Below are 23,635 nucleotides of genomic sequence, written 5' to 3'. Positions count from 1 at the left end.
AACATGGTCAGCGCAGTCTTTCACTCGCCGCTCGAAGCGACCACCGCGCAGGTGACGCAAGTGGCCCCTTCCGTCGCCGCCAGGCCGGCAGCCCCCAAGCCCGCACCCGCCCCGGCGCCCGAGCCCCGGGTGCGCACGCCCATCGACCTGCGCGCCTTCTGGATGCGCGTGCTGCCGCCGCTGGCGGGCTTCGGCCTGCTGCTGCTGATCTGGGAAGTGGTGGCCATGAAAAGCACCACCGGCTTCCCCACGCCCGCAGCCACCTGGCAGCAGGCCGTGACGGTGTTCAGCGATCCGTTCTACAGCAAGGGCCCGAACGACCAGGGCGTGGGCTGGAACGTGCTCTCGTCGCTGCAGCGCGTGGCGCTGGGCTTCGGGCTGGCGGCGCTGGTCGGCATTCCGGCCGGCTTCGCGATCGGGCGCTTCGAATTTCTCGCGCGCATGTTCAACCCGCTGATCAGCCTGCTGCGCCCGGTGTCGCCGCTGGCCTGGCTGCCCATCGGCCTCTTGGTGTTCAAGGGCGCCAACCCGGCGGCCATCTGGACCATCTTCATCTGCTCGATCTGGCCGATGGTCATCAACACGGCCGTGGGCGTGCAGCGCGTGCCGAGCGACTACATGAACGTGGCCAAGGTGCTGAACCTCAGCGAATGGAAGATCCTCACCAAGATCCTGTTTCCCGCCGTGCTGCCCTACATGCTGACCGGCGTGCGCCTGGCCGTGGGCACCGCGTGGCTGGTGATCGTGGCGGCCGAGATGCTCACGGGCGGCGTCGGCATCGGCTTCTGGGTGTGGGACGAGTGGAACAACCTCAACGTCGCCAACATCATCATCGCGATCTTCGTGATCGGCATCGTCGGCCTGGTGCTGGAGTTCGCGCTCATCAAGCTCGCAACGGCATTCACATTCGAAGAGGTGAAGTCATGATCGACGACAGCAAGTACATCGAGATCCACGGGGTCGAGCAGGCGTTCAAGACGCCCAAGGGCCGCTTCGTCGCGCTGCGCGACGTGAACCTGAACGTGGCCAAGGGCGAGTTCATCACGCTCATCGGCCACTCGGGCTGCGGCAAGTCGACGCTGCTGAACCTGATTGCCGGGCTCACCACGCCCACCGAGGGTTCGCTGCTGTGCGCCAACAAGGAAATCAAGGGCCCCGGCCCCGAGCGCGCGGTGGTGTTCCAGAACCACTCTCTGCTGCCCTGGCTCACCTGCTTCGAGAACGTGTACCTCGCGGTCGAGCGCGTGTTCGCAGCCACCGAAAACAAAGCGCAGCTGCGCGCGCGAACCGATGCGGCGCTGGCGCTGGTGGGCCTCACGCCCGCCGCGCAGAAGCGGCCCGGCGAAATCTCCGGCGGCATGAAGCAGCGCGTGGGCATTGCGCGCGCGCTGTCGATGGAGCCCAAGGTGCTGCTGATGGACGAGCCCTTCGGCGCGCTCGACGCCCTCACCCGCGCCAAGCTGCAGGACGAGCTTCTGGCCATCGTGCAGAAGACGCACAGCACCGTCGTCATGGTGACGCACGACGTCGACGAGGCAGTGCTGCTGAGCGACCGCATCGTGATGCTGACCAACGGCCCTGCCGCCACCATCGGCGACGTACTCGCAGTGAACCTTCCGCGCCCGCGCAACCGCGTCGAACTGGCCGAAGACCCGGCCTATGTGCACGCACGCAAGGCGGTGATCGATTTCCTCTACACGCGCCAGGCGCACGTGGAGAAGGTCGCGGCCTGACGCTGCGCCCGCGCCAGCACAACCGGCGTCAGGACATGATCACTTGCAGGCTGTGCTCGTACGACGCCGTGAGGCGCTCGAAGGTGTCGACCAGCGCGTCGCTGGAACGCACCAGCGTGGCACGGCCGTCGGCGCTGTCGAGCGTGCGCACGCCACCGACCAGCCGCAGCCATTCGTCGCGGGCGCTGGCCAGCGCGGCGCGGATCTCGGTGGTGCTGAGCGGCGCGTGCTCCAGCTCGAGCAATGCGGCCTCGAACTCGGCCATGGTCGGCACCAGCCGCGCGTTCGCGGCCTTCTCTTTCAGCGCGGCGGCCAGCAGCGCGTCCTTGGCCAGCCGCTGCGCACGCATGCGCTGCCGCCCGCAGATGTTGACGATGCGCAGCGCGCGCCGCGCGCCCGAGGTTTCGAGCGCCTCGGTCAAGGCCTCGGCGGCGCAGAGCAGCACTTCCGCGCGCTGGTCGATATCGGCCAGCCCCGCGGCCGTCGGCCGCGCGGTCAGGGCAGTGGCCAGTCCGCTCCACGCGGCTTGCGCATCCCCCAGCGCCTGCGCACCAGCCGCACCGAGCCCGAGGGTCGCCAGATGATCGAGGTTCTGCTGCACCCGCTCGGCCGACTGCGTGCGCAGCACCCGCGCCCGCTGGGCGTCGATGTTGCCCAGCAGCTGCGCCGCCACGCGCACCAGCCGCTGCGAAAGCATGCGCAGTTGCCCGGCGCGGTTGATCGCGTCGGCCCACTGCGCCGCCTCGATGACCGAGCGCGACACCTCGCCCAGACGCAGGTTGGCATGCATCGCAGCGCCGCGCAGCAGGCCGAAGGCTTCGTCCTCGCCGATGCCGCGCGCGGACATCAGCAGGCCCTTGGCGCGGTCGACCCACTTGCGCTCGTCCATGCGGGTGCGCAGGCTCTCCAGTTCGGTGCGCAAAGTGGCCTCGCGCTGCCAGCGCGATTGGGCGCGGGCGGTCAATGCGGCGAGCGATTCGGCATCGACGGCATCGGCCTGCATCCACGCGTGCACGCCGAGTGCGACCAGTTCTTCATGCTGAGCACCGTTCAACGGCGCACTGACCAGGCTCAGCGCACACGGCGGCAGGCCGGCCCACATGCGCAATTCGTCGAGCAGCGCGGGCGTGGGCAAAGGCAGGCAGATCAAGGCCTGCCGGGGGGCCAGCGCCTCGACCTGCCGCGCGAAGCTGCCGCAATCCGCGCAGCCGAGCACGTCGAGACCGGCGCCGGACAGCGCCCGCGCAAGCGCCTCGGGCAACACGAGGCCGGCGGGTTCATCGGGCAGGACTACGAGAAGGGACATCTTGGGGAAGCGGTGTGGGAACGCACCGCGAGCATAGGCCACGCCCGCGCGAACTCGCAGGCACGCCTCTTGCATGAAACGGAGCGCGGTGTAACGAAGCACCGCTTTGGTGATGAGGCTGCAGGCTCCTGCAGCCGGCCCGGCAATTCACACGCCGTGCACACCCCCACGCCGACAGCGTCCGCTGCCGGCACTCCGACCCCAACCCCGTCCGTCGACACGACCTCTCCAGGGTCGCGCCGCGGCTTTTCGCATCTTTGAACGCCATGTCCAGCTTCAGGAATTTCTTGCAATCAGGCCACAGCCCGACACTGTTCGCGGCCTTCCTGTACTTCTCGTTTTCCTGCTGCATCTGGGTGCTCAACGGCGCCATGGCGCCGTTCATCGGCGAAACCTTCAACCTCTCGCCCGCCCAGAAGGGCCTGATGCTGTCGGTGCCGATCATCGCGGGCGCGCTGATGCGCTTTCCGCTGGGCATCCTCTCGCAGTACATCGGCCGCAAGAAGGCCACGCTGGTCGAAATGGCGCTGATCGCGGTGGCGATGCTGTTCGGCTTCTTCTTCGTCGAGAGCTTCAACGACCTGCTCGCCATGGGTGTGCTGCTGGGCATTGCGGGTGCGAGCTTCGGCGTGGCGCTGTCGCTTGGCTCGGGCTGGTTCCCGCCGCAGCACAAGGGCCTGGCCATGGGCCTTGTGGGCGCGGGCAACGTGGGCACGGCGGTGTCGGTGCTGGTGGCGCCGCCGCTGGCGAACTGGCTGGGCTGGCAGGCGGTGTACGGCGTGGCCGCCGTCGCCATCCTCATTCCGATGGTCGTGATGGTGGTGTTCGCCAAGGAGCCGCCGGACGTGAACGCTCATTCGAGCTTCCGCGAGCACATTGCCTGCCTGTTCGAGAAAGACGGCTGGGTGTTCAGCCTGATCTACGGCGTGACCTTCGGCGGCTTCATCGGCCTCACCACCTTCCTGCCCTCGTACTACTACGACCAGTTCGGCGTGAGCAAGGTGCAGGCCGGCCAGCTGACCATGCTCGCGGCCTTCATGGGCGCGGCCGTGCGCGTCGTGGGCGGCTGGATCTCCGATCGCTGGGGCGGCGTGAACACGCTGACGGTGGTGCTGCTGGTGGTGGCCGTAAGCCTTGTGCTGGTGGGCTTCTCTTCAGGCTCGCTGGCCGTCACCACGCTGGTGCTGATCGTCTGCTTCGCCGCACTGGGCGCGGGCAACGGCGCGCTGTTCCAACTGGTGCCGCTGCGCTGGCCTACGAGCACGGCGGTGGCCGGCTCGATGATCGGCGAGATCGGTGCACTGGGCGGCGGCCTCGTGCCCAACGCCATGGGCCTGTCGAAGCAATACCTGGGCAGCTACATCTGGGGCTTCGTGTTCTTCGCGGCGCTGTCGCTGGTGATGCTGGGCGTGATGCGCGTGATGCAGATCCGCTGGACGCGCACCTGGGCCGAAAAGGGGGGCCGTGCACGCGTCACGACGCCGCACGCAGCTGCCCCCCACATTCGCAAGACGGCACGCTCATGACACGCCCCGCCGTCTTCCGCTCAACGTGGCAAGAACAGCAGCCACACGATGAGCAGCACGTTGAACAGCACCGACACGCCGAGCGCGAGCTGGTAGAGCGCGAGCGGGTCGCGGCGGATCAACGGCGTGGCGGCGGGCGCGTTCACAGGGCGGGAGGCGCCGCGCTCCAGCGCGAGCAGCAGCTCCTCGGCGGTTTCGAAGCGCTCGCGCGGATCGCGGGCGACAGCCTTGCGCACCAGATGGTCGAGCCAGATCGGCACGTCGGGGCGGATGCGCGAGAGCGCGACCGGATCGCGCCGGTAGCGCGCCACCTGGTAGGGCTCGATCTCGCCGTAGGGCAGATGGCCGGTGAGCCACTGGTACAGCGTGACGCCGAGCGCGAACAGGTCGCTGGCCGCGTCGGCGGTGCCGCCCTCCTCCCACTGCTCGGGGTTGATGTAGCTGGGCGTGCCGGCATGCAGCTCGCGCTGGGCCGTGCCTTCTCTTCCGGACAGGGCCACGCCGAGGTCGAGGATGCGCCAGCGCCCGTCGTCGCCCAGGTGCAGGTTGCCCGGCTTGATATCGCGATGGATCACGCCCTGCCGGTGCAGCCGGCCGAGCGCACGGCTCAGCTCGATGCCGGCGGCCACCACCTCGGCCACCGCGCCGCGCGCGTTCGCCTTGCGCAGCTGCTCCAGCGTGCGCCCGCCATGCCAGTCGAACACGATGTACAGCGCGCTCGCGTTCTCGGCGCGCTCGTGCACACGAACGAAACCGCTGCCGCCAATACCTCCGACGCGCAGCCCCAGCCATGCCTCGTGCGCCAGCATCGCGCGTTCCTGCGGATCGCCGGCACGCGAGGGATGCAGCGTCTTCAGCGCGACCAGCTCGCGCGTCTGCGGATGCCGCGCCTGGTACAGCAGGTGCACGCCGGTGTCGGCCACCAGCGCGGTGATGGCGTAGCCATCGAGCACGTCGCCCACCTTCAGCGCGGGCGGCGGTGCGAGCCGGCGACCGTCGCCGAGTTCGTCGTCGAGCTGGCGCGCATCGAGCCCCACCACGCGGATGACCAGCGCGGTCGCGTTGTCGCGCGAGCCGGCGTCGAGCGCCGCGTGCACCAGCGCCTCGCTGGCCGCTTCGGCATCGCCCTGCAGGGCCAGCGCGGCCACCTGCTGCGGCTTGAGCACACCGTGCACGCCGTCGGAGCTCAGCACGAAGCAGTCGCCCACGCGCACGTCGCCCTGGGCGTAGTCGACGCGCACCTGGTCGTCGAGGCCGATGGCGCGCGTGAGCCGGCTGCGCATGTCGGGGTGGTCGAAGGCATGGTCCTGCGTGAGCGGCACGGCCGGCCCGCCGCCGGCGCGCACGCGCCAGGCGCGCGTGTCGCCCACGTGCGCCAGCGTGTAGCTCTGGCCGTGCAGCACCAGTGCGGTGAGCGTGGTGAGCGCCGTGCCGCCGTCCTGCTTGCTCTGGCGCCGGCGGTTGTGGTCGGCCAGCCAGCCGTTCTGCGCGCCGATCAGGCGGTCGAGCGCGGCGGTCGGCTCCCAGGTGGCGGGCGTGGCGAAGTAGTCGGCCAGCAGGCCCATCACCGTGGTCTGCGCCGCTTCGCGGCCGTGCCCGCCGCTGGACACCCCATCGGCAATGGCCGCAATGAGGCCGCGGGCCTCGTCGCCCGGCGGCGCATGCACTGCACCGGCGAAGTCTTCGTTCAGCTCGCGCGGTCCGCGCTGGCTGCTGTAGCCGATGTCCACTTCAAAGCTCATGGCGCGATTCTGAACGCGCGCCGCGGGCGCTCCTTTGCTTGATTTCCCTGAAAGGCCCAGCCCCATGAAGAAAATGAAACTCGTGATGGTCGGCAACGGCATGGCCGGCGTGCGCACGCTCGAAGAGTTGCTGAAGATCGCGCCCGAGCTGTACGACATCACCGTCTTCGGCGCGGAGCCGCATCCCAACTACAACCGCATCCTGCTGTCGCCGGTGCTGGCGGGCGAGCAGACGGTCGACGAGATCGTGCTCAACAGCTGGGAGTGGTACACGGACAACAACATCACGCTGAACGCCGGCAAGAAGGTGGTGGAAGTCGACCGCGTCAAGCGCGTCGTGCGCGCCGTGGATTCGCAAGGCGATGTCACCGAGGCTGCCTACGACCGCCTGCTGATGTGCACCGGCTCCAACCCCTTCATGCTGCCGGTGCCCGGCAAGGACCTGAAGGGCGTGATCGCCTACCGCGACATCGCCGACACCGACTACATGATCGAGACCGCGCGCACGCACAAGAACGCGGTGGTCATCGGCGGTGGCCTGCTGGGCCTCGAAGCCGCCAACGGCCTGATGCTGCGCGGCATGAACGTGACGGTGGTGCACGTGATGCCCTGGCTGATGGAGCGCCAGCTCGACGACGTGGCGGGCAAGCTGCTGCAGAAGTCGCTGGAAGACCGGGGCCTGAAGTTCCGGATCGGTGCACAGACGCAAGACCTCGTCGGCGACAGCGACGACGGCAAGGGCGGCCGCGTCAAGACCATCCGCTTCAAGGACGGCACCGAGGTGGCTGCCGACCTGGTGGTGATGGCCGTGGGCATCCGCCCCAACGTGGAGCTGGCTGAGAAGATGCGCCTGCACTGCAACCGCGGCATCGTCGTCACCGACACCATGCAGACGGTGACTGACGCGCGCATCTACTCGGTCGGCGAATGCGCGGCTCACCGCGGCATTGCCTACGGCCTGGTCGCGCCGCTGTTCGAGCAGGCCAAGGTGGCGGCCAACCATCTGGCGCAGTTCGGCATCGGCCGCTACCTGGGCTCGCTCACCTCCACCAAGCTGAAGGTGACGGGTATCGACCTGTTCTCGGCCGGCGAGTTCATGGGCGGCGAAGGCACTGAAGAGATCGTCATGAGCGACCCCTTCGGTGGCGTCTACAAGAAGCTGGTGATCAAGGACGACAAGCTGGTGGGCGCCTGCCTCTACGGCGACACGGTGGACGGCAGCTGGTACTTCAAGCTGCTGCGCGACGGCCGCAGCGTGCACGACATCCGCGACAAGCTCATGTTCGGCGAATCGAACATCGGCGACACCGGCCACGAGGGCCACAACAAGGCCGCGACCATGCCCGACGACGCCGAGGTCTGCGGCTGCAACGGCGTGAGCAAGGGCACCATCTGCAAGGCCATCAAGGAAAAGGGCCTGTTCACGCTCGACGAGGTGAAGAAGCACACCAAGGCCAGTGCCAGCTGCGGCTCGTGCACCGGGCTGGTCGAGCAGATTTTGATGTTCACCGCCGGCGGCGACTACTCGGCCACGCCCAAGAAGAAGGCCGTGTGCGGCTGCACCGACGCGAGCCACCAGGACGTGCGCGACGCGATCCGCAAGGAGCACTACCTGACGCACGACGAGGTGTATCGCAACCTCGGCTGGCGCACGCCCAACGGCTGCGCCACCTGCCGCCCGGCCATCAACTACTACCTGATCAGCACCTGGCCGAAGGAGGCCAAGGACGATCCGCAGAGCCGCTTCATCAACGAGCGCAGCCACGCCAACATCCAGAAGGACGGCACCTACTCCGTCATTCCGCGCATGTGGGGCGGCCACACCACGCCCGACGAGCTGCGCCGCATTGCCGACGCGGCCGACAAGTACAAGATTCCGACTGTCAAGGTCACGGGCGGCCAGCGCATCGACCTGCTGGGCGTGAAGAAGGAGGACCTGGAAAACGTCTGGAAGGACATCGGCATGCCCAGCGGCTTTGCCTATGCCAAGTCGCTGCGCACGGTGAAGACCTGCGTGGGCAGCGAGTGGTGCCGCTTCGGCACGCAGGACTCCACGCAGATGGGCAAGGACCTGGAGCGCGCGCTGTGGGCGATGTACTCGCCGCACAAGGTCAAGCTGGCTGTGTCGGGCTGCCCGCGCAACTGTGCGGAAGCCGGCATCAAGGACGTGGGCGTGATCGGCGTCGACTCGGGCTGGGAACTCTACGTGGGCGGCAACGGCGGCATCAAGACCGAGGTCGCGCAGTTTCTCGTGAAGGTGAAGACGGCCGAAGAAGTGATGGAGTACTCGGGCGCCTTCCTGCAGCTCTACCGCGAAGAGGGCTGGTACCTGGAGCGCACGGTGCACTACATCGGCCGCGTGGGCCTGGACTACGTGAAGAAGAAGATCCTCGACGACGCCGAAGGCCGCAAGGCGCTGTGGGAGCGCCTGCAGTTCGCGCTCGACGGCGAGCCCGATCCGTGGTTCGAATCGGCGCAGGCTTCGGTCGATGTGCGGCAGTTCACGCCGCTGACGGCGCCGATCGACACCCACCAGACCGCCTGAAAGGAGACACCATGAGCGATTGGAAAGTCATCTGCCGCATCGACGACATCCCCGTGCTCGGCGCCCGCCGCGTGGCGCGGCCTGCCGGCGTGGACGTTGCCGTGTTCCGCAACGCCGAGAACGAGGTGTTCGCGCTGCTCGACCGCTGCCCGCACAAGGGTGGCCCGCTGAGCCAGGGCATCGTGTTCGGCACCAGCGTGGCCTGCCCGCTGCACAACTGGGCCATCGGACTGGACGACGGCTGCGCCAGGTCGCCCGACGAAGGCTGTACGCCGAAGTTCGCCGTGAAGGTGGAAGACGGCGTGGTGCACCTGGACGCGGGCGAACTGGCCACGCACGCCATCGAACTGGAGCGCCCGGTCGCCGGCCCGAAGCCGTTCGCGGTGCTGACGGTTCTGCCGCTGGAATAACCCATGACGCTTGAGACCCGCTCCACCTGCCCCTACTGCGGCGTCGGTTGCGGCGTCATCATCGAATCGCAGGGCAGCGAAATCACCGGCGTGCGCGGCGACCCTGACCACCCGGCGAACTTCGGCCGGCTGTGCACCAAGGGCTCGACGCTGCACCTCACGGCCAGCGCCACGGTCACGCGGCAGACGCGGCTGCTGCAGCCCATGCAACGCCTCGCGCGCGCAGAAGCGCCCACCGCGGTGACGTGGGACACCGCGCTCGACAACGCCGCCGGCAAGTTCGCGCAGGTGATCCGCGACCACGGCCCGGACTCGGTCGGCTTCTATGTGTCCGGCCAGCTGCTCACCGAGGACTACTACGTCTTCAACAAGCTCGCCAAGGGCCTGATCGGCACCAACAACGTCGACACCAACTCGCGCCTGTGCATGAGCAGCGCCGTGGCCGGCTACAAGCAGACGCTGGGCGCCGACGCGCCACCGGCCTGCTACGACGACCTGAAGCATGCCGACTGCCTGTTCATCGTGGGCAGCAACACGGCGTGGGCGCACCCCATTCTTTTTCGCCGCATCGAGGACGCGAAGGCCGCGAACCCGGCGCTGAAGATCATCGTGGCCGACCCGCGCCGCACCGACACGGTCGAGATCGCCGACCTGTTCCTGCCCATCCAGCCCGGCACCGACGTGATGCTGTTCAACGGCATGCTGCACCTGATGCTGTGGGAAGGCTGGATCGACGCGAAGTACATCGCGGCGCACACCAACGGCTTCGACGCATTGAAGGCCACGGTGCGCGAATGCACGCCGGACAAGGTCGCGCAGGTGTGCGGCATCCCGAAGGAAGACCTGCTCGAGGCAGCGCGGCTGTTTGCCACGTCGCCGGCCACGCTGAGCCTGTACTGCCAGGGCCTGAACCAGTCGTCGAGCGGCACGGCGAAGAACGCTGCGCTCATCAACCTGCACCTGGCGACCGCGCAGATCGGCCGCGCCGGCGCGGGTCCGTTCTCGCTGACCGGCCAGCCCAATGCAATGGGCGGGCGCGAAGTCGGCGGCCTCGCCAACCTGCTGAGCGCGCACCGCGACCTGGCGAACCCCGATCACCGCGCCGAAGTGGCCGCGCTGTGGGGCGTGCCCTCGGTGCCCGAGAAGCCGGGCAAGACGGCGGTCGAGATGTTCCAGGCCGCGGCCGACGGCGAGATCCGTGCGCTGTGGATCGCCTGCACCAACCCGGCGCAGTCGATGCCCGACCAGGCCACGGTGCGCCGCGCGCTGGAACGCGCCGAGTTCGTCGTGGTGCAGGAAGCCTTTGCCACCACCGCCACCTGCGCCTTTGCCGACCTGCTGCTGCCCGCCACCACCTGGGGCGAGAAGGAAGGCACCGTGACCAACAGCGAGCGCCGCATCTCGCGCGTGCGCCCGGCCGTGCCGGCGCCCGGCGAGGCGCGCAACGACTGGTCGATAGCCGTGGCCTTCGCGCACCGGCTCGAAAGGCAGTTGGGTCGCGCGTTCACGCTGTTTCCGTACGAGACCGCCGAATCGGTCTGGAACGAGCATCGCGAGTCCACGCGCGGGCGCGACCTCGACATCACCGGCCTGAGCTACGCGATGCTGGAAATCGCCGGCCCGCAGCAGTGGCCGCTGAAGGAAGGCGAAAGCACCGGCCGCGTGCGCCTCTATGAAGACGGCGTGTTCCCCACGCCCGATGGCCGCGCCCGCTTCGTCGACACGGTCTACAAGCCGGTGGCCGAAGCCCGCGAGGCCCGCTACCCTTTCTCGCTGAACACCGGCCGCCTGCGCGACCAGTGGCACGGCATGAGTCGCACCGGCACCGTCGGCCGCCTGTTCGGCCATGTGTCGGAGCCGGTGGTGCAGATGAACGCGCAGGACATGGCGCGCCGCCAGATCCGCGAAGGCGACCTGGTGCATCTGACGTCGAAGCGCGGCTCGATCATGCTGCCCGCGCGTGCCAGCGCCGAGGTGGGGATGAGCCAAGCCTTTGTGGCCATGCACTGGGGCGAGGAGTACCTGAGCGGCTGCTCGTCGAACGGCACACGGCTCGCGGGCATCAACGCGCTGACCACGCCGGCCTACTGCCCGACCTCGAAGCAGCCCGAGCTGAAGCACACGCCGGTGAAGATCCTCAAGGCCGAGCTGCCGTGGTCGCTGCTGGCCATGGCCTGGCTGCCCGATGGCGACGCGCTGGCCGCGCACCGCGCGCTGCAGCCGATGATGGCGCTGTTTCCTTTTGCGACCTGCGTGCCGTTTGCCGGCAACACGCAGGGCGCCGAACGCAGCGGCCTCCTCTTTCGCGCCGCTGCGCACGACGCACCCGACGACGCGCTGGTCGAGAAGATCGAAGCCCTGCTCGGCCTGCAGACCGCCGACACCCTGCGCTACGCCGACCGCCGCCGGGGCCAGCGCCGCTCGGCCCGGCTGGTGCGCCGTGCCGACGGCAGCGCGGGCCTCGAAGCCTTCCTGCTGGGCGGCGACACCAGCGCCGAAACCTGGATCTCCACGCTGCTGCGCGAGGAACTGCCGGCGCAAAGCTACGGCCGCCTGCTGCTGTCGCCGGGCTCGAAAGCGCCGGTGGCGGTGCAGTCGCGCGGCAAGACGGTGTGCACCTGCTTCAACGTGGCGGACGTGGCGATCCAGACCGAACTGGGCCGCTGCACCGGCACCGCCGACGAGCGGCTGGCCAAGCTGCAGGGCGCGCTGAAGTGCGGCACCAACTGCGGCTCGTGCATTCCGGAACTCAAGCGCATGGTGCGGGCGACGCCGGCCGAAGCGATGGTGGAAGCCCCATGACAGCCCTGTGCATAAGCCGAATGACATTCCGGCATAAGCGTTGCAGGACAATCCGCCTACCCATGGGAATCAGCCAATACATCAAGGAAATCGGCCGCGGCGCGCGAGGCGCCAAGCCGCTCACGCGTGAACAGGCCACCGACCTGTTCGGCCAGGTGCTGGACGGCACCGTCACCGACCTCGAAATCGGCGGCTTCTGCCTGGCCATGCGCATCAAGGGCGAAACGCCCGAGGAAATGGCCGGCTTTCTCGATGCCACCCATGCGCGGCTGAACCGCATTCCGGCGGGCGACCGGGCGCTGGTCGTGCTGCCCAGCTACAACGGCGCGCGCAAGCTGCCGGTGCTCACGCCGCTGCTGGCGCTGCTGCTGGCGCGCGAAGGCCTGCCGGTGCTGGTGCACGGCAGTGCGAGCGAAACTTCGCGCGTGCTGGCGTCGAACGTGCTCTCGGCGCTCGATGTTCCGCCCATGACCGCCATCCGCCCCATCGCCAACGGCGAAGCGGCCTTTGCGCCCACCGAACTGCTGAACCCCGCGCTCAAGCGCCTGCTCGATGTGCGCCGCGTGGTCGGCCTGCGCAACCCGGGCCACAGCGTGGTGAAGCTGATGCAGCCCACCGCCGGCCCCTGCGTGGTGGTGGCCAGCTACACGCACCCCGAATACGCCCGCACCATGGGCGAGACCTTCGAGCTCACGGGCATGACCGCCCTGCTCTCGCGCGGCCTCGAAGGCGAAGTAGTGTCCGACCCGCGCCGCACCGCGCAGATCGACGGCTTCGTGCGCGGCGTGCGCACCGAACTGCAGGCGCAGCAGGCCGGCACCACTGCCGAAGTGCCGGGCCTGCCGAAGGAAATCGACGTCGCCACCACCGCCGACTACACGCGCCGCGTGCTGGCCGGCGAGCTTCCCGTGCCCGAAGCCATTGCGGCGCAAGTCAGGCACATCACGCAACTGGCATCCCACGCATGAACAACGACACCCCCTCCTCCCTCATCACCGGCCGCTGCACGCTGGTGGGCGCCGGCCCCGGCGACCCGGAGCTGCTGACCGTCAAGGCCGTGAAGGCAATCCAGGCCGCGACGGTGCTGCTGGTCGACGACCTCGTGAACGACGAGATCCTGGCCTACGCCCGCCCCGGAGCGCGCATCGTGCACGTGGGCAAGCGCGGCGGCTGCAAGAGCACGCCGCAGGCATTCATCGAGCGGCTGATGATCACCGCGGTGCGCGAAGGCGAGACCGTGGTCCGCCTCAAGGGCGGCGACCCGTTCATCTTCGGCCGCGGCGGCGAAGAAGTGGAGCACCTGCGCGAAGCCGGTATCGAATGCACCGTGGTCAACGGCATCACCGCCGGCCTGGCGGCCGTGACCGCGCTGGGCGTGCCGCTCACGCACCGCGACCATGCACAGGGCGTGGTGTTCGTCACCGGCCATGCCAAGACAGGGGCCGGTGCAGCCGAGGACCCGACCGACTGGCGCGCGCTGGCCGCGACGGCGTACAACGCGCGGCTCACGCTCGTTATCTACATGGGCGTGTCGGGCGCCGGGCACATCGAACGCGAACTGCTGCAAGGCCTGCCGGGCGACACGCCGGTGGCCGTCATCCAGCATGCGAGCCTGCCGCACCAGCGGCACATCGCGACCACGCTGGGCAACCTGCAGAACGGCATCGCCGAGGCCGGCCTGGCCAGCCCGGCGGTGATCGTGGTGGGCGACGTGCTGCGCGGACTGGCAGCCGCCGAGGTACCGGTGGACGCGGACAAGTTCGGTACCTGATCGGCACCTGACCAGGGCGAGGACAGCACGAGCGGCACGGGCGCCGCGCACCACAACGTGGCATGGATCGTGCTGAGCCATCGGCAATGAATGCCGTCGCCACGCCCGAACCCGCCGCAGTCGAGATCGTCGCGCTCACCAAGCGCTATGCCCCCGGCACACCGGCCGCCGTCGACCAGATAGACCTGCGCATCGCCAGCGGCAGCTACTGCTGCCTGCTCGGCCCTTCGGGTTGCGGCAAGAGCACCACGCTGCGCATGATCGCGGGCCACGAGTCCGTCACCAGCGGCGACATCCTGCTGGACAACCGCAACATCACCGACCTGCCCGCGGCCGCGCGCGGCACGGCGATGATGTTCCAGAGCTTCGCCCTCTTCCCGCACCTCTCGGCCACCGACAACGTGGCCTTCAGCCTCAAGATGAAGGGCGTCGGCAAGGCCGAGCGCCACAAGCGTGCCAACGACCTGCTCGAACGCGTCGCGATGGGCCACCTGGCCAACCGCAAGCCCGGCGAGCTTTCCGGCGGCCAGCAGCAGCGCGTGGCGCTGGCGCGGGCACTCATCACCGAGCCGCGCGTGCTGCTGCTCGACGAGCCACTGTCGGCGCTCGACCCCTTCCTGCGCATCCAGATGCGCGCCGAGCTGCGGCGCTGGCAGAAGGAACTGGGCCTGACCTTCGTGCACGTGACGCACTCGCAGGAAGAGGCGATGGCGCTGGCCGACACCATGGTGGTGATGAACCACGGAGTGATCGAGCAGGTCGGCTCGCCGCACGCGGTCTACAACCACCCGGCGAGCGAGTTCGTGGCGCGCTTCATGGGCGGCCACAACGTGTTCGACACGCCGGCCGGCCCGATCGCGGTGCGCAACGACCGCATGCGGATCGCCGCGGCTTCGGAGGGCGACGCGGCTGGCACTGCCCTTGCCGCCACCGTTACCGACGTCGAATACCAGGGCACCTACGTGCTGCTCGGCCTGGCGCTCGAAGGCGCCGCCGCCGGGCGCCAGAACGTCTCTGTGCTGCTCGGCGAAGCCGCTTTCCTCGCGCGCCCCTATGCGCACGGCGAGGCGGTGCGCCTCTCATGGGCCGAAGCCGACGCGCGCGTGCTCGGCCCCGGCGTCAAGCCACCGGGCGAGCGGGCTTCGGCGCCCGCCAACGCCGGGGCTCGCCAGCGCGACGACACGGCCGCGCTCGCCATGACCCTGTGAGCGCATCCGCAACCTGCTTCTCTTTTTCCTGCGTTCGTTTCTTTCCACTTTTTTCTCTGGAGACTCAGCCATGACCGATTCCATCGACTCGTCCAACGGCGTCAAGCGCCGCACCCTCCTGCAAGGCACCGCCGGCATCCTGGCCACGGGCATCGCGCCCTTCGTGCATGCGCAGGAAAAGATCGTGCTGCGCTACCTCGGCACCGCGGTGAACCAGGACAAGGCGATTGCCGAAAAATTCAAGGCCGACACCGGCATCGAGATCCAGTACGTGGCCGTAACCACCGACGACGTGACCAAGCGAGCCGTGACCGCGCCCAACAGCTTCGACCTGATCGACACCGAGTTCTTCTCGCTCAAGAAGATCGTGCCGACCGGCAACCTGAAGGGCATCGACACCAAGCGCGTGAAGAACGCCGACAAGATCACCTCGCTCTTCACCAAGGGCGAAGTGGCCGGCAAGAAGGTCGGCAGCCAGGGCACGGCGCCGGTCAAGGTGATCTATCTCGAGGGCGAGAAGAGCAAGGTCTTCGCGAAGTCGGCCACGCAGTTCATGTCGCTGATTCCGACCACCTACAACGCCGACACGCTGGGCATCCGGCCCGACCTGATCAAGCGCCCGATCTCTTCGTGGGCCGAGCTGCTGAACCCCGAGTTCAAGGGCAAGACCGCGATCCTGAACATTCCGTCGATCGGCATCATGGACGCCGCGATGGTGGTGGAGGCCAAGGGCATCCACAAGTACGCCGACAAGGGCAACATGACCAAGGCCGAGATCGACCTGACGATCAAGACCCTGATCGAAGCCAAGAAGGCCGGCCAGTTCCGCGCGCTGTGGAAGGACTTCAACGAGTCGGTGAACCTCATGGCCTCGGGCGAGGTCGTGATCCAGTCGATGTGGTCGCCCGCCGTCACGGCCGTGCGCAGCAAGGGCATCGACTGCACCTTCCAGCCGCTGAAGGAAGGCTATCGCGCCTGGGCCTCGGGCTTCGGGCTGCCGGCCACGCTCTCGGGCAAGAAGCTCGACGGCGCCTATGAGTTCATCAACTGGTTCCTCGACGGCTGGGCTGGTGCGTACCTCAACCGCCAGGGCTACTACAGCGCCGTGCTCGACACCGCCAAGACCAAGATGGAAGCCTACGAGTGGGCCTACTGGATGGAAGGCAAGCCCGCCGCGCAGGACATCAAGAGCCCGCAGGGCGACGTGATCGCCAAGGCGGGCTCGGTGCGCGACGGCGGCAGCTACGAACAGCGCATGGGCGGCATCGCCTGCTGGAACGCCGTGATGGACGAGAACGAGTACATGGTGCGCAAGTGGAACGAGTTCGTCGCGGCCTGACCTTCGACCTGAGCCTGTGAGCGCTCCTTCGACCAGCGCGTCCGTCGCCACCACGCCCGTCCATGCTGTGAAAGCATGGTGGCAGGCGGCGCCGTTCGCGCTGGTGTTCCTGCTGTTCTTCCTGGTTCCGCTGGCGCTGGTCGCGATGGTCAGCCTGTGGAATTTCAACGAATACGAGCTGATCCCTGCGGTCACGCTGCGCAACTACCTGAGCCTGTTCGAGGGCTGCTCGCGCCTCACCGATAACGGCGACCTGTGCGTCACGCTCAACACCTACCTGAGCACGTTCAAGTTCTGCGTGCTGGTGTGGGGCATCACGCTGCTGATCGGCTTTTCGGTTGCGTACTTCCTGGCGTTCCACGTGCGCTCGTCGACCATGCAGACGGTGCTGTTCGTGCTGTGCACGGTGCCCTTCTGGACTTCGAACGTGATCCGCATGATCTCGTGGGTGCCGCTCTTGGGACGCAACGGGCTGGTCAACCAGGCGCTCATGGGCCTGGGCCTCGTGAACCAGCCTGTGGAGTGGCTGCTGTTCTCCGATTTCTCGGTGGTGCTGGCCTTCGTGCACCTCTACACGATGTTCATGATCGTGCCGATCTTCAACAGCATGATGCGCATCGACCGCTCGCTGCTCGAAGCAGCCAGCGACGCGGGCGCCTCGGGCTGGCAAACGCTGTGGAACGTGGTGGTGCCGCTGTCGCGCACCGGCATCCTGATCGGCTCGATCTTCGTCATCACCATCGTGATGGGCGACTTCGTCACCATCGGCGTGATGGGCGGCCAGCAGATCGCCTCCATCGGCAAGATCATCCAGGTGCAGACCTCGTACCTGCAGTTTCCGCTGGCTGCGGCCAACGCGATGATCCTGCTGGCGGTGGTGCTGATGATCATCTGGGGGCTGACACGGCTGGTCGACATTCGAAAGGAGCTCTAGGGTGACCCTGGATTCTTCCGTTCTGTTTGGGGTGCGTCGTTCGGGGCGCGCTCACGCCCTGAAGGAAAAATACAAATGAGCCAACGCATAGGCGAACAACGCAGCCCCGGCTTCTGGCCTCTCGCCACGGTCTTCGCCCTGTTCGTGCTGTTCCTCTACGGCCCGATGATCACGATCTTCGTGCTCAGCTTCCAGGGCCCCGAAGGCGGCCTGACGTTTCCACTGCGCGGCGTCTCGCTGCACTGGTTCTACAAGCTGGCTGAAGGGCTGGGCACAGTGGACATCGGCGCGGCCTTCAGGCGCTCGCTCGCGCTGGGCGCGGTGGTGATGGCCTTCACTGTCGTGCTGTCGGTGCTGGCAGGCCTGGCGTTCCGCAAGAAGCTCGCGGGCAGCAACGCCCTGTTCTTCGTTACGGTGGCCAGCCTCATCATGCCGTCGATCATCATCTCGCTCGGCATCGGCCTGCAGTTCCGGCTGATCGACACGGGCATCAAGAGCGTGCTGACGGCGATGGACGCGACCACGCTGCTCGAAGGCTACGGCACCGCGCTGGGGCTGTTCAGCTCAGCCCTCGGCGCGCACCTGACCTGGACCCTGCCCTTCGGCCTGCTCATCATGTTCGCGGTGTTCAACCGCTTCAACCCCGCCTACGAGGAAGCCGCACGCGACCTCGGCGCCACGCCGTGGCAGACCTTCCGCTTCGTGGTGCTGCCGCTGATCGGCCCGTCGATCGTGGGCATCGGCATGTTCGGCTTCACGCTGTCGTGGGACGAGATCGCCCGCACCTCGCAGGCCATCGGCGACGTCAACACGCTGCCGCTCGAGCTGCAGGGCCTCACCTCGACCGTCACCACGCCGTCGATCTATGCGCTGGGCACGGTGACCACCGTCGTGTCGCTGCTCGTGATGGCCGTGGCGCTGGGCTCGGCCGCGCTGCTGCGCCGCAGGGCTGTGCGGCCCAGGTGAGATTTTTCCTACAGCCGCCTCTAAAATCGCGCTCCAACACAAAGTACAAGCGAGAGAGGCGGGCATGCTGGACATCGACAAACTCAACGAATTCACCCATAACCACGGCGAACTGCGCCGTGGCCAAGGGCTGGTCACAGGCACCATCGCGCTGAGCCTGGCCATCCTGTGCTTCCTCGGCGTGCTGGCCTTCCACTTTCCGCAGTACCTCACCACGCCCGAGCTGCGCAAGAGCTACAACGTCGACGTGATGCGCTACATCCTGCTGGCGGCGCTGGTCATTTCGGGTGGGCTGTCGCTGGTCAACATCATCTTCAACCGCTCGCGCTGGCTCTCGTCGGCGGCGTTCCTGCTGGTGGTGGCGTCGGCGCTGCTCGGCGGGCACAAGGTGCCGGTGCACGACTTCGCGGACAACACGCCGTACATCGGGCTCGACTGGTTCATCCTCGACCTGCTGGGCTCGTCGCTGATCTTCATCTTCATCGAGAAACTCTTTGCGCTGCGCAAAGACCAGCCCGTGTTCCGCGAAGAGTGGCAGACCGACTTCCATCACTTCGTGGTGAACCACATGATCGTGGGCTTCGTGCTGCTGGCCACCAACCTGATGGTGCACAAGCTCTTCGGCTGGGCCGCCAATGACGGCATTCGCGGTTGGGTGGGCAACCTGCCGTTCTGGGCGGGGCTGCTGCTGATCGTTCTGGTGGCCGACCTCGTGCAGTACTGGACCCACCGCGCCTACCACGAGGTGCCGGTGCTGTGGCGCCTGCACGCGGTGCACCACAGCGTGAAGAGCATGGACTGGATGGCGGGCTCGCGCCAGCACATCCTGGAGCTGCTGATCACGCGCACGCTGGTGCTGGCGCCCATCTATGTGCTGGGCTTCAGCAAGGACGTGATCGACGCCTACATCGTGGTGGTGGGCTTCCAGGCGGTGTTCAACCATTGCAACGTGAGCGTGCGGCTCGGTCCGCTGCGCTACCTGATCGTGACGCCCAACTTCCACCACTGGCACCACAGCCAGGACCAGGAAGCACTCGACAAGAACTACGCGGCGCACTACGCCTTCCTCGACTACATCTTCGGCACCGCGGTGAAGAGCACCAAGCTCTGGCCCGAAAAATACGGCGTGCTGGGCGACTACGTGCCCAACGGCTTCTTCAAGCAGCTGAAGTTTCCGTTCATCTGGAAGGGCTGATGCGCGCCGCGTTCAAGACCGCCGCGGTCGTCGTTGCCGCGGGCGCAGCCCTGCTGCTCACGGCCTGCGCCACCCGCATCGACCTGCCGACCAAGGATGCCGGCTTGCGCCTGCGGGTGCAGAGCTCGGTCATCGCGCCGGGCAACGGCGGCGAACTCATCGCGGCCGATGCGCTGGAGCCCGGCGACATCCTGCTGACCTCCATCGCCACGGTGAACTCCTTCGGCATCCGGCTGGGCACCTTCTCGCCGGTGAGCCACGCGGTGCTGTACCTCGGCGACGGCCAGATCGCCGAAGCCGTGGGCACCGGCGTGCGCGCGCGGCCGCTGGCCGATCTGGTCGATGAAGAGCAGATGGTGGTGGCCTTTCGCGTGCCGGGCGTCGACGAAGCCGGTGCCGGGCGCATGCGCGAATGGGCGCTGTCGCAGGTCGGCGCGCGCTACAACACCGTGGGCGTGCTGCTGAACGCGCCTTTCGTGCTGAACCGGCGCCTGTGCGAACTGCCGCTGGTGCCAAGCGCGGTCAGCAGCTACTGCGTGAGCGGCATGGCGATGGTGCAGCTGGGTGCGAGCCGCGACGACCAGTTCTTCTGCTCGCAGTTCGTGCTCGAGGCCTACAAACAGGCTGGCCTGCCGATCACCAGCGCCGACCCGCGCTGGGTGAGCCCGTCCGACCTGCTGCACATGCGCGAGGGCGACGTGCCTTCCATTGCCGCCACGCAGCCGCTGCGCTACGTGGGCCACCTGAAATACAACCCGCCGCCGCTGCTCGCGGCAGACGGCCCTTGAGCGCGGCAGCTTCATCGCGCTTCGACGTCGTCGTGATCGGCGCCGGGGCTGCCGGGCTGTTCTGCGCCGGCGTGGCGGGCCAGCGCGGGCTCAGGGTGCTGGTGGTGGACCACAGCGAAAAGGTGGGCGAGAAGATCCGCATCTCAGGCGGCGGGCGGGCCAATTTCACGAACCGCGACCTCGACGTGCGCGCACCGCAGCGCCACTTCATCGGCGACAACCCGAATTTCTGCCGCTCGGCGCTGTCGCGCTATGCGCCGCAGCAGTTCATCGAGCTGGTGCAGAAGCACGGCATCGCCTTCCACGAGAAGCACAAGGGGCAGCTGTTCTGCGACGGCTCGTCGCAGCAGATCGTCGACATGCTGCTGGCGGAATGCGCGGCGGGTGGGGTGGAGCGGTGGCAGCCGTGCAAGGTCGGGAAGATTGCGTTTTCTGGCGCTGACGCCGATGGATCGGGTGCTGGCAGCTATCAAATCGAGAGCGATCGCGGGCTGATCGAAACGCCGAAGATCGTGGTGGCCACGGGCGGCCTGTCGATCCCGCAGATCGGTGCCAGCGACTTTGGCTACCGCCTTGCGGAGCAGTTCGGCCTGCGCCTGGTCATGCCCCGTCCGGCACTGGTGCCGCTGACCTTCGGCGGCGAAGGCTGGGCGCCGTATGCCGAACTGGCCGGCCTGGCGCTGCCGGTGCGCATCGAGACCGGGGCGAAGAAGGAAAAAATGGCCTTCCTCGAGGACCTGCTCTTCACCCACCGAGGCCTGTCGGGCCCGGCGGTGCTGCAGATTTCGAGCTACTGGAAGCCCGGCACCCCGCTCACGCTGGATTTCGCGCCCGGCGTGAACGTGGCAGAGGCGCTGGGCGAAGCCAAGCTGCGCTCGAAGAAACGCATCGCCAACGAACTGGCCACGCTGGTGCCCTCCCGGCTGGCCGACGCCTGGGTCGGGCAGGATCCGGCGCTGCAGCGCCCCGTCAACGAAGCTGCGGACAAGGCGCTGGCGGCCCTGTCGGAGCGCATCGCCCGCTGGCAGATCACCCCCAGCGGCACCGAAGGTTACAAAAAAGCCGAGGTCACGGCCGGCGGTGTCGACACCCGCGACCTGTCGTCCCAGACCATGGAATCGAAGCAGCCGGGCCTGTATTTCATCGGCGAAGTGGTCGATGTGACCGGCTGGTTGGGCGGATACAACTTCCAATGGGCCTGGGCGAGCGCCCACGCGTGCGCAACCGCGCTATAATCGCGGGCTAACTCTTGGCCTCCCCTCAACGGCCGCAAAAAGTTTTCAGTTGAGGAACCCCGGCTTGGGGCCTCGATCTCTCCAGGCCAAATTCATTTCAACGATTCATCAATGACCACCATCCGCGTTAAAGAAAACGAGCCCTTCGACGTCGCACTGCGCCGTTTCAAGCGCACCATCGAAAAGCTCGGCCTGCTGACCGACCTGCGCGCCCGCGAGTTCTACGAAAAGCCGACCGCCGAGCGCAAGCGCAAGAAGGCCGCCGCGGTCAAGCGCCACTACAAGCGCGTGCGCAGCATGCAGCTGCCCAAGAAGCTGTACTAAGCAACACCCAGGGCGGCCGGCTCCAGACGAAAGTCAGCACCGCCGCCCCGTTGCCTCAGCCGCGCCAGGGAAACCTGCCGCGGCTTTTGTTTTTTCCGAAAGGTTGCCGAATGACTCTCAAAGAACAAATCACCGAAGACATGAAGACGGCGATGCGCGCCAAGGACTCCGAGCGCCTGGCCACCATCCGCCTGCTGCTCGCGGCCCTGAAGCAAAAGGAAGTCGACGAGCGCGTGGAACTCGACGACACCATGGTCGTCGCCATCGTCGACAAGATGGTCAAGCAGCGCAAGGACTCGATCGCGGCCTTCACCACCGGTGGCCGCCCCGATCTGGCCGACAAGGAAGCTGCCGAGATCAAGGTGCTGGAGGCCTATCTGCCCCAACGCATGAGCGCCGATGAAACGGTGGCCACCGTGAAGGCCATCGTGGCCGAGCTGGGCGCCAGCGGCCCCGGCGACATGGGCAAGGTGATGGGCGTGGTCAAGACCCGCCTCGCCGGCAAGGCCGACATGGGCCAGGTCAGCGCAGCGGTCAAGGCCGCTCTGACGGGCGCCTGATGATGAACAGCACCGGCAGCAGCCCCTCCGCCACGATCCCCAAGGCCTGCGCCTGCATGGTTGACGCGCGGGGCCGGCTGCTGGTGTTCCGCCATCCCGAGGATGGCAACATGCAGCTGCCCAAGGGCACCATCGAGCCCGGCGAATCGCCTGAAGTGGCGGTGCGCCGCGAGCTGCTCGAGGAATCGGGCCTCGACTACACCGGCCCGCTGCAATCGCTGGGCACGCTGCACCGCGAATGCGAAGCCGGCGTCGAAGGCAACACGCACCGCCACCCGCAGCTGTGGCACCTGTTCCTGATGCGCGCCCAAGGCGCCCTGCCTGAAACCTTCACGCACATGGCCACGGGCAGCCCTGAAGAGGAAGGCCTGGTGTTCGCGTTCCGCTGGCTCGAAGCGGGCGATGCACTCGATGACTTCGCCCTGCCCTACCGCCAGACCATCGAGCGCGTTCGCGCTGCCCTGCTGCTGGCAGCCTGACTTCGGCTCACAGCCCGGCGCGCGCGGCCATGTAAAGCCCCAGCAGCGCCAGCCCGATCAGGAAGCAGCGCTTGAACACCGCCACCGAAAGCCGCTGCCGCAGCCAGGTCCCGAGCACCATGCCGCCGATGGCCGGCACCAGCATCGCGATCGACCCGCCCATCGCCGACATCGGGTAGCCCCCGTTCCCGACCAGCCCGATGGCCAGCACCACCGTCGAGGTGGTGAACGAGATCCCCATCGCCTGGATCAGCGAATCGCGCTGGAACCCCAGCGCCTGCAGGTACGGCACCGCCGGCACCGCGAACACCCCGGTCACCGCCGTCACCAGCCCCGTGACGATGCCCACCAGCGGCCCCATCCAGCGCGCCTGCGCGTCGGTCACGTGAAGCTGCCGCCCGGTCAGCCCCCAGACCGCGTAGACGACCAGCGCCACCCCGAGCGCGAACGAAGCCCAGGCCCCCGCCGGCACGCCCAGCCACAGCGCCCCGCCCAGCGTGCCGATCACCACCCCCACCTGCATGCCGCCGATGCGCCGCAGCACCGGCATGAGGGTCGCGCGCGGCCCGGTCTGCCAGATGTTGGTGACGAGCGACGGCACGATCAGCAGCGCCGCGGCCTGTACCGGCGACATCCACAGCGCGAGCAGCGCCATCGACACCGTCGGCAGCCCGAGGCCGACCACGCCCTTGATCACCCCGGCCAGCAGGTACACCGCCGCGGCGGCGGCCCAGAAACTCGTTGTGTCGATCGAATGCGTCATCGGGACACG

Annotated in this window: 21 protein-coding genes; 18 read left to right on the top strand and 3 right to left on the bottom strand. The window is 67.7% G+C overall.

The window, feature by feature from the left end; all coding sequences use genetic code 11:
- Positions 1-3: 3 nt before the first annotated feature.
- The gene (gene ntrB, locus AC07O3_RS28885; protein WP_093057862.1) at positions 4-927 is read left to right on the top strand and encodes a nitrate ABC transporter permease; all 924 of its coding nucleotides are present in this window, start codon (positions 4-6) and stop codon (positions 925-927) included.
- Positions 924-1,733, top strand: a complete 810-nt coding sequence (locus AC07O3_RS28880) for an ABC transporter ATP-binding protein (protein WP_093079890.1) — start codon at positions 924-926, stop codon at positions 1,731-1,733. The genes ntrB and AC07O3_RS28880 overlap by 4 nt, the downstream gene beginning before the upstream one ends.
- Before the next feature lie 28 nt (positions 1,734-1,761).
- Here the strand turns inward: AC07O3_RS28880 and AC07O3_RS28875 are convergent, their stop codons facing one another.
- Entirely contained in the window at positions 1,762-3,039 is a 1,278-nt protein-coding gene (locus tag AC07O3_RS28875; RefSeq protein ID WP_495340936.1) for an ANTAR domain-containing response regulator, read from the bottom strand.
- A gap of 266 nt (positions 3,040-3,305) precedes the next feature.
- Between AC07O3_RS28875 and AC07O3_RS28870 the strand changes: the two genes are divergently transcribed.
- Complete coding sequence (locus AC07O3_RS28870) at positions 3,306-4,565, top strand: MFS transporter (protein ID WP_495340935.1); 1,260 nt, start codon at positions 3,306-3,308, stop codon at positions 4,563-4,565.
- Positions 4,566-4,585: 20 nt separating this feature from the next.
- Here the strand turns inward: AC07O3_RS28870 and AC07O3_RS28865 are convergent, their stop codons facing one another.
- Positions 4,586-6,307 carry a bifunctional protein-serine/threonine kinase/phosphatase gene (locus AC07O3_RS28865; protein WP_495340934.1) on the bottom strand — a complete coding sequence of 574 codons (1,722 nt, stop codon included), beginning with the start codon at positions 6,305-6,307 and terminating at the stop codon, positions 4,586-4,588.
- 64 nt (positions 6,308-6,371) lie between these two features.
- On the opposite strand from AC07O3_RS28865, the gene nirB reads away from it, so the two are divergent.
- From nirB to AC07O3_RS28790, 15 genes are all read left to right on the top strand, one after another.
- Entirely contained in the window at positions 6,372-8,852 is a 2,481-nt protein-coding gene (gene nirB / locus AC07O3_RS28860) for a nitrite reductase large subunit NirB (protein ID WP_495340933.1), read from the top strand.
- Positions 8,853-8,863: 11 nt separating this feature from the next.
- A complete protein-coding gene (gene nirD, locus AC07O3_RS28855; RefSeq protein WP_093177659.1) occupies positions 8,864-9,262 on the top strand; it encodes a nitrite reductase small subunit NirD in 399 nt (132 codons plus the stop codon).
- 3 nt (positions 9,263-9,265) lie between these two features.
- On the top strand, positions 9,266-12,064 hold the full coding sequence (locus AC07O3_RS28850) for a nitrate reductase (RefSeq protein ID WP_495340932.1): 2,799 nt from the start codon (positions 9,266-9,268) through the stop codon (positions 12,062-12,064).
- Between the two features lie 62 nt (positions 12,065-12,126).
- Complete coding sequence (gene ybiB, locus AC07O3_RS28845) at positions 12,127-13,032, top strand: DNA-binding protein YbiB (protein WP_426392324.1); 906 nt, start codon at positions 12,127-12,129, stop codon at positions 13,030-13,032.
- Positions 13,029-13,835 carry a uroporphyrinogen-III C-methyltransferase gene (gene cobA, locus AC07O3_RS28840; RefSeq protein WP_495340931.1) on the top strand — a complete coding sequence of 269 codons (807 nt, stop codon included), beginning with the start codon at positions 13,029-13,031 and terminating at the stop codon, positions 13,833-13,835. Before ybiB ends, cobA begins: the two co-directional genes overlap by 4 nt.
- Before the next feature lie 86 nt (positions 13,836-13,921).
- The gene (locus AC07O3_RS28835; RefSeq protein ID WP_093057872.1) at positions 13,922-15,043 is read left to right on the top strand and encodes an ABC transporter ATP-binding protein; all 1,122 of its coding nucleotides are present in this window, start codon (positions 13,922-13,924) and stop codon (positions 15,041-15,043) included.
- Positions 15,044-15,113: 70 nt separating this feature from the next.
- Entirely contained in the window at positions 15,114-16,382 is a 1,269-nt protein-coding gene (locus AC07O3_RS28830; protein WP_093057873.1) for an ABC transporter substrate-binding protein, read from the top strand.
- Positions 16,383-16,398: 16 nt separating this feature from the next.
- Positions 16,399-17,316: an ABC transporter permease gene (locus AC07O3_RS28825; RefSeq protein WP_307617109.1), complete on the top strand. Its 918-nt coding sequence runs from the start codon at positions 16,399-16,401 to the stop codon at positions 17,314-17,316.
- Between the two features lie 75 nt (positions 17,317-17,391).
- A complete protein-coding gene (locus tag AC07O3_RS28820; RefSeq protein WP_093057875.1) occupies positions 17,392-18,282 on the top strand; it encodes an ABC transporter permease in 891 nt (296 codons plus the stop codon).
- Between the two features lie 64 nt (positions 18,283-18,346).
- Positions 18,347-19,477 carry a sterol desaturase family protein gene (locus AC07O3_RS28815; RefSeq protein ID WP_093057876.1) on the top strand — a complete coding sequence of 377 codons (1,131 nt, stop codon included), beginning with the start codon at positions 18,347-18,349 and terminating at the stop codon, positions 19,475-19,477.
- The gene (locus AC07O3_RS28810; RefSeq protein WP_495340930.1) at positions 19,477-20,265 is read left to right on the top strand and encodes a YaeF family permuted papain-like enzyme; all 789 of its coding nucleotides are present in this window, start codon (positions 19,477-19,479) and stop codon (positions 20,263-20,265) included. Before AC07O3_RS28815 ends, AC07O3_RS28810 begins: the two co-directional genes overlap by 1 nt.
- A complete protein-coding gene (locus tag AC07O3_RS28805; RefSeq protein WP_495340929.1) occupies positions 20,262-21,500 on the top strand; it encodes a BaiN/RdsA family NAD(P)/FAD-dependent oxidoreductase in 1,239 nt (412 codons plus the stop codon). Before AC07O3_RS28810 ends, AC07O3_RS28805 begins: the two co-directional genes overlap by 4 nt.
- A 111-nt stretch (positions 21,501-21,611) precedes the next feature.
- Positions 21,612-21,824, top strand: coding sequence for a 30S ribosomal protein S21 (gene rpsU / locus AC07O3_RS28800; protein ID WP_007833691.1), 213 nt, complete (start codon positions 21,612-21,614; stop codon positions 21,822-21,824).
- 110 nt (positions 21,825-21,934) lie between these two features.
- Entirely contained in the window at positions 21,935-22,384 is a 450-nt protein-coding gene (locus AC07O3_RS28795) for a GatB/YqeY domain-containing protein (RefSeq protein ID WP_495340928.1), read from the top strand.
- Positions 22,385-22,386: 2 nt separating this feature from the next.
- A complete protein-coding gene (locus tag AC07O3_RS28790) occupies positions 22,387-22,863 on the top strand; it encodes an NUDIX domain-containing protein (RefSeq protein ID WP_093080012.1) in 477 nt (158 codons plus the stop codon).
- Between the two features lie 7 nt (positions 22,864-22,870).
- Here the strand turns inward: AC07O3_RS28790 and AC07O3_RS28785 are convergent, their stop codons facing one another.
- Complete coding sequence (locus AC07O3_RS28785) at positions 22,871-23,626, bottom strand: sulfite exporter TauE/SafE family protein (protein WP_354337498.1); 756 nt, start codon at positions 23,624-23,626, stop codon at positions 22,871-22,873.
- Between the last annotated feature and the right edge of the window lie 9 nt (positions 23,627-23,635).

The organism is Variovorax sp. GW821-FHT09D05 (genome assembly GCF_059416325.1).
This window is presented reverse-complemented; position numbering and strand designations above follow the sequence as displayed.